The 13,435-nt window shown below is 64.5% G+C and carries 13 protein-coding genes; all 13 read left to right on the top strand.

Annotation, left to right across the window (positions count from 1 at the left end):
• Positions 1 to 274: 274 nt before the first annotated feature.
• The 13 genes from flgF to E8F12_RS26700 all read left to right on the top strand — a co-directional run bounded on the left by flgF (position 275) and on the right by E8F12_RS26700 (position 13,432).
• Positions 275 to 1,018, top strand: a complete 744-nt coding sequence (flgF, locus tag E8F12_RS26760) for a flagellar basal-body rod protein FlgF (RefSeq protein WP_280328241.1) — start codon at positions 275 to 277, stop codon at positions 1,016 to 1,018.
• A 45-nt stretch (positions 1,019 to 1,063) separates the two neighbouring features.
• Positions 1,064 to 1,849, top strand: coding sequence for a flagellar basal-body rod protein FlgG (gene flgG / locus E8F12_RS26755; RefSeq protein ID WP_280287599.1), 786 nt, complete (start codon positions 1,064 to 1,066; stop codon positions 1,847 to 1,849).
• A gap of 18 nt (positions 1,850 to 1,867) precedes the next feature.
• Positions 1,868 to 2,581: a flagellar basal body L-ring protein FlgH gene (gene flgH, locus E8F12_RS26750; RefSeq protein WP_280328240.1), complete on the top strand. Its 714-nt coding sequence runs from the start codon at positions 1,868 to 1,870 to the stop codon at positions 2,579 to 2,581.
• Positions 2,582 to 2,592: 11 nt separating this feature from the next.
• Complete coding sequence (locus E8F12_RS26745; RefSeq protein ID WP_280328239.1) at positions 2,593 to 3,693, top strand: flagellar basal body P-ring protein FlgI; 1,101 nt, start codon at positions 2,593 to 2,595, stop codon at positions 3,691 to 3,693.
• A gap of 10 nt (positions 3,694 to 3,703) precedes the next feature.
• A complete protein-coding gene (gene flgJ / locus E8F12_RS26740) occupies positions 3,704 to 4,858 on the top strand; it encodes a flagellar assembly peptidoglycan hydrolase FlgJ (RefSeq protein WP_280328238.1) in 1,155 nt (384 codons plus the stop codon).
• 9 nt (positions 4,859 to 4,867) lie between these two features.
• Complete coding sequence (gene flgK / locus E8F12_RS26735) at positions 4,868 to 6,982, top strand: flagellar hook-associated protein FlgK (RefSeq protein ID WP_280328237.1); 2,115 nt, start codon at positions 4,868 to 4,870, stop codon at positions 6,980 to 6,982.
• Positions 6,983 to 6,994: 12 nt separating this feature from the next.
• Positions 6,995 to 8,251 (top strand): flagellar hook-associated protein FlgL, encoded by a 1,257-nt coding sequence (flgL, locus tag E8F12_RS26730; RefSeq protein WP_280328236.1) that lies wholly within the window; start codon positions 6,995 to 6,997, stop codon positions 8,249 to 8,251.
• 549 nt (positions 8,252 to 8,800) lie between these two features.
• Positions 8,801 to 10,246, top strand: a complete 1,446-nt coding sequence (locus tag E8F12_RS26725; RefSeq protein WP_280328235.1) for a flagellin — start codon at positions 8,801 to 8,803, stop codon at positions 10,244 to 10,246.
• A gap of 79 nt (positions 10,247 to 10,325) precedes the next feature.
• Positions 10,326 to 10,673: a flagellar protein FlaG gene (locus E8F12_RS26720; protein WP_280328234.1), complete on the top strand. Its 348-nt coding sequence runs from the start codon at positions 10,326 to 10,328 to the stop codon at positions 10,671 to 10,673.
• Positions 10,674 to 10,752: 79 nt separating this feature from the next.
• Positions 10,753 to 12,174, top strand: a complete 1,422-nt coding sequence (gene fliD, locus E8F12_RS26715) for a flagellar filament capping protein FliD (RefSeq protein WP_280328233.1) — start codon at positions 10,753 to 10,755, stop codon at positions 12,172 to 12,174.
• A 5-nt stretch (positions 12,175 to 12,179) separates the two neighbouring features.
• Positions 12,180 to 12,566 (top strand): flagellar export chaperone FliS, encoded by a 387-nt coding sequence (fliS, locus tag E8F12_RS26710; protein ID WP_280328232.1) that lies wholly within the window; start codon positions 12,180 to 12,182, stop codon positions 12,564 to 12,566.
• A gap of 168 nt (positions 12,567 to 12,734) precedes the next feature.
• Positions 12,735 to 13,115 (top strand): flagellar export chaperone FliS, encoded by a 381-nt coding sequence (fliS, locus tag E8F12_RS26705; protein ID WP_280328231.1) that lies wholly within the window; start codon positions 12,735 to 12,737, stop codon positions 13,113 to 13,115.
• A 20-nt stretch (positions 13,116 to 13,135) separates the two neighbouring features.
• The gene (locus E8F12_RS26700; RefSeq protein ID WP_280328230.1) at positions 13,136 to 13,432 is read left to right on the top strand and encodes a flagellar protein FliT; all 297 of its coding nucleotides are present in this window, start codon (positions 13,136 to 13,138) and stop codon (positions 13,430 to 13,432) included.
• Positions 13,433 to 13,435: the final 3 nt, after the last annotated feature.

Here is a 13,435-nt window from a genome sequence, read left to right as displayed (position 1 = left end):
CCCAGTCCGCTTCCTCGGGCCACTTTCGCCTAGCCTGACTCTAGCTCGCGAGCTCATCGGTGCTACGGAGCCCGCGGGCTCCAGGCGGCAAATCCCCTTGCCGCTGGCGGCAGCCCCTCGCCGCCAGCGCGTCTGTCAGGCCTCGAAAGAGGCCTTTTCTTTTCTATAAATGCCTTTTATTTCAATGTCTTATGATTGATATCCGGGGTTGGCACGACGCTTGCTGAGTACCAGGCAAAGAGCCAAGGGCGGCAACGCCCACTCGGAGAGATTCATGGACAAGATGCTTTACGTCGCGATGAGCGGGGCCAGCCAGAACAGCCTGGCTCAACGCGCCCACGCCAATAACCTGGCGAACATCTCCACCACCGGATTCCGCCGCGACTTCGAGCAGGCGCGTTCCATGCCGGTGTTCGGCGACAGCTTCCCGTCGCGGGTCTATGCCATGACCGAGCGCCCCGGCACTGACTTCACCCCCGGCGCCCTGCAGGAGACCGGCCGCGACCTGGATGTGGCCATCGAAGGGGAGGGCTGGGTCGCCGTGCAGGCACCCGATGGCAGCGAAGCCTATGTGCGCACCGCCAGCCTTCAGATCGACGCCCTTGGCCAGCTGCGTACCGGCAACGGTTTGCCGGTCATGGGCAATGCCGGTCCCATCGCCATCCCGCCGGAGCAGAAGGTGGAGATCGGCCAGGACGGCACCATCAGCATCCGCGCCCTGGGCGAGAACCCCAACGTGGTGGCCGAGGTGGACCGCATCAAACTGGTCAACCCCGATCCGAAGCAGCTGGAGAAGGGCAGCGATGGCCTGATCCGCATCAAGGACCCGCAGCAGGCGGTGCAGGCCGACGCCAATGTGCGCTTGACCTCGGGCTTTCTCGAGGCGAGCAACGTCAACGCCGTGGAAGAGATGACCGCGATCCTTTCGCTGTCCCGCCAGTTCGAGCTTTCCGTGAAGATGATGCGTACCGCCGAGGACAACGCCTCGGCGATGGCGCGGGTCTTGCAGTTCAGCTAATCACCAGCACGCGGCGCCATGATTCCGGCGCCCGAGGAGAAATAGATGCTTCCGGCACTCTGGGTCAGCAAGACCGGCCTGTCCGCCCAGGACATGAACCTGACCACCATTTCCAACAACCTGGCGAACGTCTCCACCACTGGCTTTAAGCGCGACCGCGCCGAGTTCGAGGACCTGCTGTACCAGGTCCGTCGCCAGCCGGGTGGCCAGAGCAGCCAGGACAGCGAGCTGCCCACCGGCCTGCAGCTGGGTACCGGCGTGCGCATCACCGGCACCCAGAAGATCTTCACCCAGGGCAGCCTGCAGACCACCGAACAGCCGCTGGACATGGCCATCAACGGCCGCGGCTTCTTCCAGGTGCTTCTGCCCGACGGCACCGTCTCCTATACCCGCGACGGCAGCTTCCACCTGAGCTCCGACGGCCAGCTGGTCACCTCCCAGGGTTTTGCCCTGGAGCCGGCCATCGTGCTGCCCGCCGAGGTGCAGACCTTCACCGTGGGCGAGGACGGCACCGTTTCCGTGACCACGGTCGGCAACCCCGCCGCCCAGGTGATCGGCAACATCCAGACCGCCGATTTCGTCAACCCGGCCGGCCTGCAGGCCATCGGCAACAACCTGTTCCTCGAGACCGCCTCCAGCGGCGCGCCGCAAGTCGGCACCCCGGGTCTCACCGGCCTTGGCGTCGTGCAGCAGAACACCCTGGAAAACTCCAACGTCAGCGTGGTCGAGGAGCTGGTGAACATGATCACCACCCAGCGCGCCTACGAGATGAACTCCAAGGTCATCTCCACCGCCGACCAGATGCTCGCTTTCGTCACGCAGAACCTGTAACGCCCTGAGGTAGTCGCCATGAACCGGCTGATCATTCTTCTCCCGCTGCTCGGCAGCACCCTCATCACGGGGTGCGTCCAGCCGTCGCCGAAGCCGAACGATCCCTACTACGCGCCCGTGCTGCCGCGTACGCCCCTGCCGGCCGCGCAGAACAACGGCGCCATCTACCAGGCCGGTTTTGAAACCAACCTCTATGACGACCGCAAGGCCTACCGGGTGGGCGACATCATCACCATCACCCTCAACGAGCGCACCCAGGCCAGCAAGAACGCCAACTCGCAGATCCAGAAGGACAGCAACGCGAACATCGGCCTGACCTCGCTCTTCGGCGGCGGCGTCTCGGTGAACAACCCCAACGGCGGCCTCAACCCGCTGGACGCCGCGCGCCTGAGCCTGGATGCCGAGTACAACGCCACCCGCGATACCAAGGGCGACTCCAAGGCGGGACAGAGCAACAGCCTGTCCGGCTCCGTCACGGTCACGGTGTCCGAAGTGCTGCCCAACGGCATCCTCGCCGTGCGCGGCGAGAAATGGCTGACCCTGAACACCGGCGACGAGTTGGTGCGCATCGCCGGCCTGGTCCGCGCCGACGACATCGGCACCGACAACACGGTGCCATCCACCCGCGTGGCCGATGCGCGCATCACCTATTCCGGCACCGGCGCCTTCGCCGATGCCAGCCAGCCGGGCTGGTTCGACCGGTTCTTCATGAGCCCGCTGTTCCCGTTCTGATGAGGCCGACCATGAAGCGAGTGATCACCGCCCTCTGCCTGCTGCTCGCCGCAGGCCTTGCCCAGGCCGAACGCCTGAAGGACCTGGCGAGCATCCAGGGCGTACGCACCAACCAGCTGATCGGCTACGGCCTGGTGGTGGGCCTGAACGGCACCGGCGACCAGACCACCCAGACGCCCTTCACCCTGCAGACCTTCAACAACATGCTGGCGCAGTTCGGCATCAAGGTGCCGGCCAACGTCGGCAACGTGCAGCTGAAGAACGTCGCGGCGGTGTCCATCCATGCCGACCTGCCGCCCTTCGCCAAGCCCGGCCAGACCATCGACGTCACCATCTCCTCCATTGGCAACGCCAAGAGCCTGCGCGGCGGCAGCCTGCTGATGGCGCCGCTCAAGGGCATCGATGGCAACGTCTACGCCATCGCCCAGGGCAACCTGGTGGTGGGCGGCTTCGACGCCGAGGGCAGCGACGGCTCGCGGATCACCGTCAACGTCCCGTCGTCCGGCCGCATCCCTTCCGGCGCCACCGTGGAGCGGCCGGTGCCGAGCGGTTTCGAGCAGGGCAACTTCCTCACCCTGAACCTCAACCGCCCGGACTTCACCACGGCGAAGAACATCGTCGACAAGCTCAACGAGCTCCTCGGCCCGGGCGTGGCCCAGGCCGTGGACGGCGGCTCAGTACGGGTCAGCGCGCCGCTGGACCCGAGCCAGCGCGTGGACTACCTGTCGGTGATCGAGAACCTGGAGATCGAGGCTGGCCAGGCGGTGGCCAAGGTCATCATCAACTCGCGTACCGGCACCATCGTCATCGGCCAGAACGTGCGGGTGCAGCCAGCCGCCGTGACCCACGGCAGCCTCACCGTGACCATCACCGAAGACCCCATCGTCAGCCAGCCCGAAGCCTTCTCCGGTGGCCAGACCGCCGTGGTGCCGCGCTCCAAGGTCAGCGCCGACGAAGAGGCCAAGCCGATGTTCAAATTCGGCCCCGGCACCACCCTCGACGAGATCGTCCGTGCGGTGAACCAGGTGGGGGCGGCCCCGTCCGACCTGATGGCCATCCTCGAAGCGCTGAAGCAGGCAGGTGCCCTGCAGGCCGACCTGATCGTGATTTAAGGAAAGGACGATGAACTCCAGACTCTCCGCAGGCCTCGCCACCAGCTCCAAGCTGGACAGCGGCGCCTACACCGACCTGAACCGGCTGAGCCAGCTCAAGGCCGGCAAGGATCGCGACAGCGAGGGCAATATCCGCAAGGTGGCCCAGGAGTTCGAGTCGCTGTTCCTCAACGAGATGATGAAGTCCATGCGTCAGGCCGGCGAAGCCTTCGCCGAAGGCAACTACCTGAACAGCAACGAGACCAAGACCTACCAGGACATGCACGACCAGCAGCTGGCCGTGACCCTGTCCAAGCAGGGCGGCGTCGGCCTGGCCGATGTGCTGACCCGCCAGCTGTCGAAGACCCGCCACGCCGAGCGGCCCAATCCCTTCGCCCAGGTCCAGGCCGGCGTCCAGGCCAGCGGGACGGCGCAAGTCGCCGGAAATGGCGACGCCACGGCACCGGCGCGTGACGATTCCAAACTGCTCAACCAGCGCCGCCTGGCCCTGCCGAGCCGTCTCAGCGACGGCCAGATGGCGGGCATGGCACCGACCCTCGAACAGCAGGGCAGCAAGCCGCTGGCCGGCAGCGACTGGGCTCCGGCCAAGGCCTATGCCGCGCCGGAGCGCGCAGCGGTGGGCGTCGAGGCCGCCGGCAAGGCCACAGGCGCCGGCAAGCGCGTGTTCGCTTCGCGAGACGAATTCATCGAGACCTTGCTGCCCATGGCCGAGAAGGCCGCCGAGCGCATCGGCGTCGACCCGCGCTACCTGGTGGCCCAGGCCGCCCTGGAAACCGGCTGGGGCAAGTCGATCATCCGCGAGGGCGATGGCAGCAGCAGCCACAACCTGTTCGGCATCAAGGCCCACAAGAGCTGGGACGGCGACTCGGCGCGGGTGCTGACCACTGAGTACAAGGGCGGCAAGGCGGTGAAGGAAGCGGCGTCGTTCCGCTCCTACGACTCCTTCGAGCAGAGCTTCCACGACTACGTGAGCTTCCTGCAGAACAACGACCGCTATCAGGAAGCCCTCGGCTCCACTGACAACCCCGAGCAGTTCGTCCGCGAGCTGCAGCAGGCCGGCTACGCCACCGATCCGCAATACGCCCGCAAGATCACTCAGATCGCCCGCGGCATGCAGATCTACCAGGCCGTTGCCGCCGTCGACGGCACGACCACCAGGATATGAGGCTGAGTCATGGCTGACTTGTTAAACATCGGATTGTCCGGGCTTGCCGTGAGCAAGACGCAGCTGTCCATCACCGGCCACAACATCACCAACGTCAACACGCCGGGATTCAGTCGCCAGGATGCTTCCCAGGCCGCGCGGCTGTCCCAGTTCAGCGGCGCGGGCTACATCGGCTCCGGTGCGGCGCTCACCGAAGTCCGGCGGACCTACAGCGAGTTCCTCACCTCGCAGCTGCGCAACTCCACAGCGCTGAACAGCGATGTGGCCGCCTACAAGAGCCAGATCGACCAGCTGGACTCGCTGCTGGCTGGCACCACCACGGGCATCAGCCCGTCGCTGCAGAAGTTCTTCGCCTCGCTCCAGGCCGCCGCGGAAGATCCGGCCAACACCCCGGCGCGAGAACTGGTGCTGGCCGACGCCGAAGGCCTGGCGCGGCGCTTCAACACCCTGCACGACCGCCTCAGCGAGCAGAACGGTTTCGTCAACAGCCAGATGCAGAGCATCAGCGAACAGGTCAATCGCCTGGCCAGTTCGATCGGCAGCCTGAACAACGCCATCGCCGAGGCTGCGGCCAACGGCCACGCGCCCAACGACCTGCTGGATGCCCGGGACGAGGCGGTGCGCCAGCTGTCGAGCTTCATCGGCGTGTCGGTGGTCAAGCAGGACGACAACAGCCTCAACCTCTTCATCGGCACCGGCCAGCCGCTGGTGGTCGGTGGCACCGTAAGCCGCCTGGACATCGTCAATGGCACCGGCGACCCGACTCGCTTCGAAGTGGAACTGGTCAATGGCGGAACCCGGCAGAACGTCACCAGCCAGGTCAGTGGCGGCCAGCTGGGCGGCCTGATCCGCTACCGCAACGAAGTGCTCGACTCCTCGCTCAACGCGCTGGGGCGCCTGGCGATGGCGGTGACCGAGCAGGTCAACGGCCAGCTGGGCCAGGGGCTCGACCTCAAGGGACGCGTCGGTTCGATGCTGTTCGGCGACTACAACACCCCCGAACTGGCGGACCTGCGGGCCCGTGCCTTCGCCGACAACGCCTCGGGCGTGGATGCTTCCCTGACCATCGACGACACCAGCCGGCTCGGCACCAGCGACTATCGCCTGGAGTTCGACGGCACCTCTTACCAGGCGCGGCGCCTGAGTGACGGGGCGCCCATGACGGTCACAGTCGACCCGGCCAACCCGCTGAAGCTGACCCTGAAGGACGCCTCCGGACGCGACCAGGGCTTCAGTGTGACGCTCACCGGCACGCCGGCCGCCGGTGATCGCTTCATGCTCGAACCGACCCGCACCGGCGCCTCGTCCATCTCGGTGGAACTGGACCAGGCCGACCAGTTGGCCTTCGCCGCGCCCTTGCGCAGCGAAGCCAACCTGCAGAATCGCGGCAACGCGGTGATCGGCGCGCCGGAGATCACCCAGGTGATCGATCCGGCCAACCTGGCCAGCATGCAGGCGCTACGCTCCGACCCGCTGCAGCAGGGTGTGATCAGCGGTTTCCCCAGCCTGACCCTGACCTACGATTCCGCCAGCGGCCAGCTGCAGTTCCCGACGCCGCTGCCGCCGGGCGTGCGCATCACCACGGTGCCGCAGCTGCCGCCGGCCCCCGCGCCGACCGACATCACCGGCCTCGGCGTGACGCCGGGGCAGTCCAATAGCCTGTCCTTTGCGGTGGAAGTCACTGTGGGCGGGGTGACCCAGAGTTACAGCATCCAGCAGAGCTTCAGCGGCCAGCCGCAGAATGGCGATACCTTCACCCTGGGCTTCAACAAGGGCGGCGTCTCCGACAACCGCAACGCCCAGAAGCTGGTGGACCTGCAGAACAAATCCACCGTGGGTGTCGATTCCACCCTGGGCAGCAAGAACTCCGGCGTCAGCTTTTCCGATGGCTACGGCCAGCTGGTGGAGCGCGTCGGCACCCTGACCGCCCAGGCCCGCCAGGACAGCGAGGCCTCCGGCGCCATCCTCAAGCAGGCCAGCGACAACCGTGACTCCTTGTCAGGGGTCAACCTCGATGAAGAAGCCGCCAACCTGATCAAGTTCGAGCAGTACTACAACGCCTCGGCCCAGATCATTCAAGTTGCGCGCTCCTTGTTCGATACCCTGATCAGCAGCTTCCGCTAACGGGCCATCGCCATGCGAATTTCCACTCTCCAAGCCTTCAACAACGGTGTATCGGGCCTGCAGCGCAACTTCTCCGATGTCGCCCGCACCCAGGAACAGATCAGCTCCGGCAAGCGCATCCTCACCCCGGCCGACGATCCGGTGGCTTCGGTGCGCCTGCTGCAACTGGACCAGCAACAAGCCGTGCTCGACCAGTACCAGGGCAACCTCACCGCGGCGCAGAGCAGCCTGAGCCAGGAAGAGGCCACGCTGAACTCGGTGAACAATCTGTTGCAGCGCGTGCGCGAACTGGCGGGGTCGGCGGGTAATGGCGCCTTGAGCCAGGCAGACCGCAAGGCCATCGCCACCGAGCTGGCCGAGCGCGAGGATGAACTCCTCGGCCTGATAAACACACGCAACGCCCGTGGCGAATACCTCTTCGCCGGTTACCAGGGCAAGACCCAACCCTTCGTGCGCAACCCGGACGGCAGCTACAGCTACCAGGGTGATGAAGGCCAGCGCCAGCTGCAGATCGCCAGCTCCCTGCAGGTGCCCATCAGCGACAATGGTCGTGCGCTGTTCGAGAACTCCATCAACGCCGGGCGCCTTTCGGTCACCGGCAACCCGGCGGCGCCGGCCGGTCCCTATGTCAGCGGCGCCCTGGTGGATGACGAGGTGAGCTTCGCCAACTTCCCGGCGGGCGGCATCCAGCTGGATTTCAACGAGCCGGCCGATCCGCTCAAGTACAGCCTCACGCCCCTGCCGCAGCCGGCGGCGGGGCCGGTGGTCAACGGCACCCTGACGGCGGGCAAGGACACCCAGGTCAGCTATGGCGGCGTCACCTTTCACGTGAACGGCACGCCACCTAATGGCGCCAGCGTCACCATCGCCCCGCCCGACAATGACCCCACCACCGCGCCGGCGAACAAGGTCGGGCTCCTCGACACCATTGCCAGCCTGCGCAAATCCCTGGAGTCCGGCGTCGACTCTCCCCAGGGCAGCCGCGAAGTCCGCGACTCGGTGGCGCTCGCCCTGACCAACCTGGACAACGGCATGACCACCCTCGACACCGTGCGCGGGCAGATCGGCGCGCGGCTGAACATAGTCGAGTCCACCCAGACCTCCCACGAGGAAGTCGGCCTGGTGAACAAGAGCGTGCAGGCCGAACTGCGCGACCTGGACTACGCCGAGGCCATTTCCCGGCTGTCCATGCAATCGATCATCCTCGACGCGGCCCAGCAGAGTTACGTGAAGATCAGCGGGCTGAACCTGTTCAACCAGCTGCGTTGATGGTCACGTGGGGGCAATAGGGCAGGACTGCGTTCCGCTTCAGATGCTCACCTTGGTTCGGAGCTTTGCCGTGGCGCGGACGGCCCCCTCTCCCTTCAGGGAGAGGGCGGGGGAGAGGGTGACCAAGCTGGTGCAAAGGTTGGATGGCATCCTCTGCCCGTTGAGCCTCACCGTCGCGCCGGACCATCCCTTTTGTTTCATCCCGCCACGGCTAAGTGTTGGACGTCGCGCGATGGTCGATCCCACGGTCGGTGCGCGCGGCGCACCCTACGGCGGGGCAAGTGCAGGAGTTGCGCCCCAAAAGCGTAGGTAGGCCCCGCCCTCTTATGGGGGCGAAAGCAGGTCCAGGTCCTACGAGCTTGGATTTTTACTGCTAAGTCCTTGTCAAGACAGCAAAAAATAAAAAGCCGAAAAAATCTTCAAGCCAACCCTAAAGGTCCCAGGGGCAGGGCCGATACAAAAGACGAATGCGAACTCACAGGGGCCCGAGCATGGAGGCCCGCGGGTCGCTCGCTCCGGTAACTACCAGGTCCCTTTGGAGAGTCCACCATGGCCTTGACCGTCAATACCAACACCTCTTCCCTCAACGCCCAGCGCAACCTGAATGCGTCCTCCAGCTCGCTGAGCAAGTCCCTGGAGCGCCTGTCCACCGGTTCGCGCATCAACAGCGCCAAGGACGACGCCGCCGGCCTGCAGATCTCCAACCGCATGACCAGCCAGGTCAACGGCCTGGGTGTCGCCGTGCGCAACGCCAACGACGGTATCTCCATGGCCCAGACCGCTGAAGGTGCCCTGCAGCAGTCCACCAACATCCTGCAGCGCATGCGCGACCTGGCCCTGCAGTCGGCCAACGGTTCCAACGGTTCATCCGAGCGCAACGCCCTGCAAGCTGAAGTCACCCAGCTGCAGTCCGAGCTGACCCGTATCGGCGACACCACTCGCTTCGGTAGCCAGAAGCTGCTGGACGGCAGCTTCGGCACCAAGGACTTCCAGGTTGGCGCGCAGGCCAACGAGACCATCAAGGTCACCGTGGCAGATGCCCGTAGTACTGCTCTGGGGAGCAACGTGCTGACCGCGGATGGAACCGTGACTGGGAACGTAGTTGCCACTAACACAATTGCTGCAGAAACCGACTTGTCGTTGACCACGTCTGCAGGCACTGCCGCGAACATCGCTTATGCTGCTGGCGCTTCCGCTAAAGACATTGCAACTGCGATTAATACTGCAGCAAATGGCATTGGTATCACCGCCACAGCTTCCAACAGCACCACGCTGAGTAATCTGAGCGTGGCGGGTACTGTGAGCTTCACGCTCGGTGGGTCTGCTGTCACTGCTAACGTTAGCAACCCGGCAGACCTTACTTCACTGCAGTCGGCAATTAACGGTGTCTCTCAGAGCACCGGAATTACCGCAACATTTGCCAACCCTAACGACAAGACTTCGCTCACGCTCTCGACTACTGATGGTCGCGACATTGCCCTGGCAGCTTTCTCTGTTACTGGCGGCGCATCTACTGCAACCGATAGCGTAAACTTTGGCGGAGCTACCTTGACTGAAGGCGGCACTATCGCATCAACGAAAGTTGGTACTGTCGAGTTGAGCAGTTCCAAAGGGCAAATTGTGACCGCCAACGCCAACGCTGATGTATTCGCAGTTGCCGGCACCAACAACAGCTCCTTCAGCTCGGTAGCCAACGTCAATATCGCCTCCCAGAATGGTGCACAGAGCGCTATCGCCGTCATCGACGCCGCCATCGGCCAGATCGACAGCCAGCGCGCCGACCTGGGTGCGATCCAGAACCGCTTCGACAACACCATCTCCAACCTGCAGAACATCTCGGAGAACGTCTCCTCTGCCCGCGGCCGTATCCAGGACACCGACTTCGCCGCTGAAACCGCCAATATGACCAAGAACCAGGTGCTGCAACAGGCCGGCACAGCGATCCTGGCTCAGGCCAACCAGCTGCCGCAGGCGGTGCTCAGCCTGCTCCGCTGATACCGGCAGCGAGTCCGCGTAACCACCACGGGGGGAAGTGCCTGGCGCTTCTCCCCGTCTTGCCATGTGAGGTGAGGAGATGGACGTTACGAAAATCCAGTCCCAGCCGCCGGCGCTGGCCGTTACCCGCCAGTCCCAGGCGGGCAGCGAACTGGCGATCGGCTCTGCTGGAAAGCCAGTGGAAACGGGTTCGGTCAAGGCCGAGGAGAAGCCCGTCGAGGCTGCGTTATCCAATATCCAGGACTTCGTCCAGCACATCCAGCGCAACCTGAGCTTTGCCCTGGACGAATCCAGCGGGCGGGTGGTGGTCAAGGTCACCGATGCCGAGTCCGGCGAACTGATCCGGCAGATTCCCTCCGAAGAGGTGCTGAAACTGGCGGAAAGCCTGTCCGAGGCCCGCAGCCTGCTGTTCCAGGCCGAAGCCTGAAACAGCTCAAGGTTGGCATGGGATTTGTAGCAATGGTGCACCGGGTACTGCGGTGCCAGAAGCTTGACGAGGTGGAGAAATGGCAGGGATTACGGGACTGGGCTCGGGCGTCAATATCGACAGCATCGTATCGGCATTGGTCAATGCCGAGCGTGCACCCAAGGATGCTCAGCTGGCGCGTGTGGAGAAGGCCACCACCACCAAGTTCACCGCGCTGGGGCAGCTCAAGGGTGCCCTGAGCGACTTCCAGACTGCCCTCAAGGACCTGAACAAGTCGTCGCTGTTCGAGAATCGTTCGGCAACCTCGTCCGATACCAGCCTGCTCACCGCTACTGCCACCAAGTCTGCCCTGGCCGGCACCTACAGCATCAAGGTCAGTCAGCTGGCCACCGGCAGCAAGGTGGGTACGGCGGCCCTGGCCAGTGACTACAAGGTCCCCACCAATGCCGACGCCGATGGGATAGCCGGCAAGCTGACGGTCAAGGTCGGTGCCAGCGATGCCGGCACCGAAGTCGAGATCGCCGAAGGCGCCACCCTCACCGAGGTGCGCGATGCGATCAATGCCAAGCTCAAGGACAAGGGCGTTACTGCCAACCTGGTGAGCAACCCCGCCGACGGCACCACCCGCCTGGTGCTGACCTCCAGCAAGAGCGGCGCCGGCAATGATGTGCAGATCACCAGCAGCGACCCGGACCTGTCTTCGCTGACCATTGGCGGTGGCACCTTGAGCAGCGCCGATCCGGCCAGCAGCGGCATTATCGAAGCCGCACGCAATGCCAAGTTCAGCATCGACGGCCTGGAACTGGAAAGTGCCAGCAATAGCGTGACCGGTGCCATTCCCGAGGTCACCCTCGACCTCAAGGCGGCCAGCACCGACAAGACCATCGCCCTGACCGTCGACCAGGACAAGAGCGGGGTGAAGTCCAGCATCAAGAAGTTCGTCGATGCCTATAACAAGGTGATCACTACTTCAAACCAGTTGACCGCGGTAGTTGCCGTCGGCGACGGCAAGGCTCCAGTCACCGGCGGCCTGGTGGGGGACGCGACGGTGAGGACTCTGCTTGGTGGCCTTCGCAATACCTTGGTGGAAGCGGCTGACCAGACGGGCCTTCGCGTCCTCGCCGACCTGGGTATTTCTACCCAGAAGGACGGCACGCTGAAGATCGATGACACCAAGCTGGACAAGTCCCTGAAGGAAAACTTCGACCAGGTGGCGAGCTTCTTCACTGGCGATACCGGCCTGATGAGCCGGCTGGACAAACAGGTCGACGGCTACGTGCAGAGCGGTGGCATCCTCCAGCAGCGCATGGATGGCCTGCAGAGCACCCTCAAGTCGGTGGACAAGCAGAAGGAATCCCTGGAACTGCGGATCACCCAGCTGCAGGAGCGCCTGTACAAACAGTTCAACGCCATGGACTCCCTGGTGGGCCAACTGACCCAGACCAGCGACCGCCTCACCCAGGCCCTGGCCAGCCTGCCGGGCGTGGTCAGCAAGGATTGATCGCCATGCCGAATCCCATCGAAACCTACAAACAGGTAGTCGCCAGCCCCGAGGTCTCGCCCTACGAGGCGGTGCGCCTGCTGCTGCAAGGCGCGCTGGAGCGCGTTTCCCTGGCCCGCTACGCCATGCAGCAGGGCAATCCCGAAATGCGCGGCAACGCCGTGGGTTCCACCCTGGATATCCTCGGTGCCCTGCAGGCGGGGCTGGACCCGGAACTGGGCGGCGAGATCGCCGCCAACCTCGATGCCCTCTACGACTACATGACCCGCCGCCTCGCAGGCGTGGCGCTGGACAGCACACCGCGCCGGCTGGATGAGGTGGAGGCGCTGCTGTTGCAGATCAAGGACGCCTGGGAAGGCATCGGCCCGGAGGTGGGTGCTTCCGCCGGTTGAGCTGGCGGTTGCTATTGAGGGGGCGTGAGCCATTCGGGAGAATTCGCGAGCAAGCTCGCTCCTACAGGTCCTGTGCTCGCCCGCGAAATTTGCATTAAATCCGGCTAAAGCTTGCCGTTGGTCGGCCGATACCTCGGGTATCAGCCAGTCAGTTCAGCGGGAGCCACCATGTACGCAGCGACAGCCCTCAGGCAGTACCAATCGGTGAATGTCCAGGCGCAGGTTTTCGAGACGACCCCCCACCGTCTGATCCAGATGTTGATGGAAGGCGGCCTCGACCGTATCGCCCAGGCGCACGGCGCCATGAAGCGTGGCCAGGCAGCGCAGAAAGGCGAGCTGATCGGCAAGGCCGTGGCTATCATTGGCGGCCTGCGTGACGGTCTGGATATGCAGAAGGGTGGCGAACTGGCCGGTAACCTGGACCGCCTCTACGACTACATGACCGGTCGGCTGCTGCAGGCCAACCTGAAGAATGATCCGGACCTGCTCGACGAAGTCGCCGGGCTGCTGCGCGAAATCAAATCCGCTTGGGATGCCATCGCTCCCTGATGGCAAACGAGGACGACACCATGAGTTCACCCGTTCAGCGTCTCGAAACCACCGGCAGCGCCCTGCGCACCGCGCTGGCCAGCCAGGACTGGGCGGCCATCGGCGAGCTCGACCAGCAGTGCCGCCAGGCCGTCGACGACGCCATGCTCGACGCGGTGTCCGACACCGAGGTACTGCGAGCACGCATGGAAGAGCTGCTGGCGCTCTACCGCGAGCTGGTCACCATCTGCCAGGTCGAGCAGCAGCGTATTGCCGGCGAACTGATCCAGCTCAACCAGGCCCAGCAGGGCGCCAAGGTCTACAAATTGTTCGGCTGATAG

Source organism: Pseudomonas sp. BN102 (genome assembly GCF_029871245.1).
Lineage (GTDB): Bacteria > Pseudomonadota > Gammaproteobacteria > Pseudomonadales > Pseudomonadaceae > Metapseudomonas.
The sequence above is the reverse complement of the archived record's forward strand: the minus strand, read 5'-3'. Positions and strand labels throughout refer to the sequence as shown.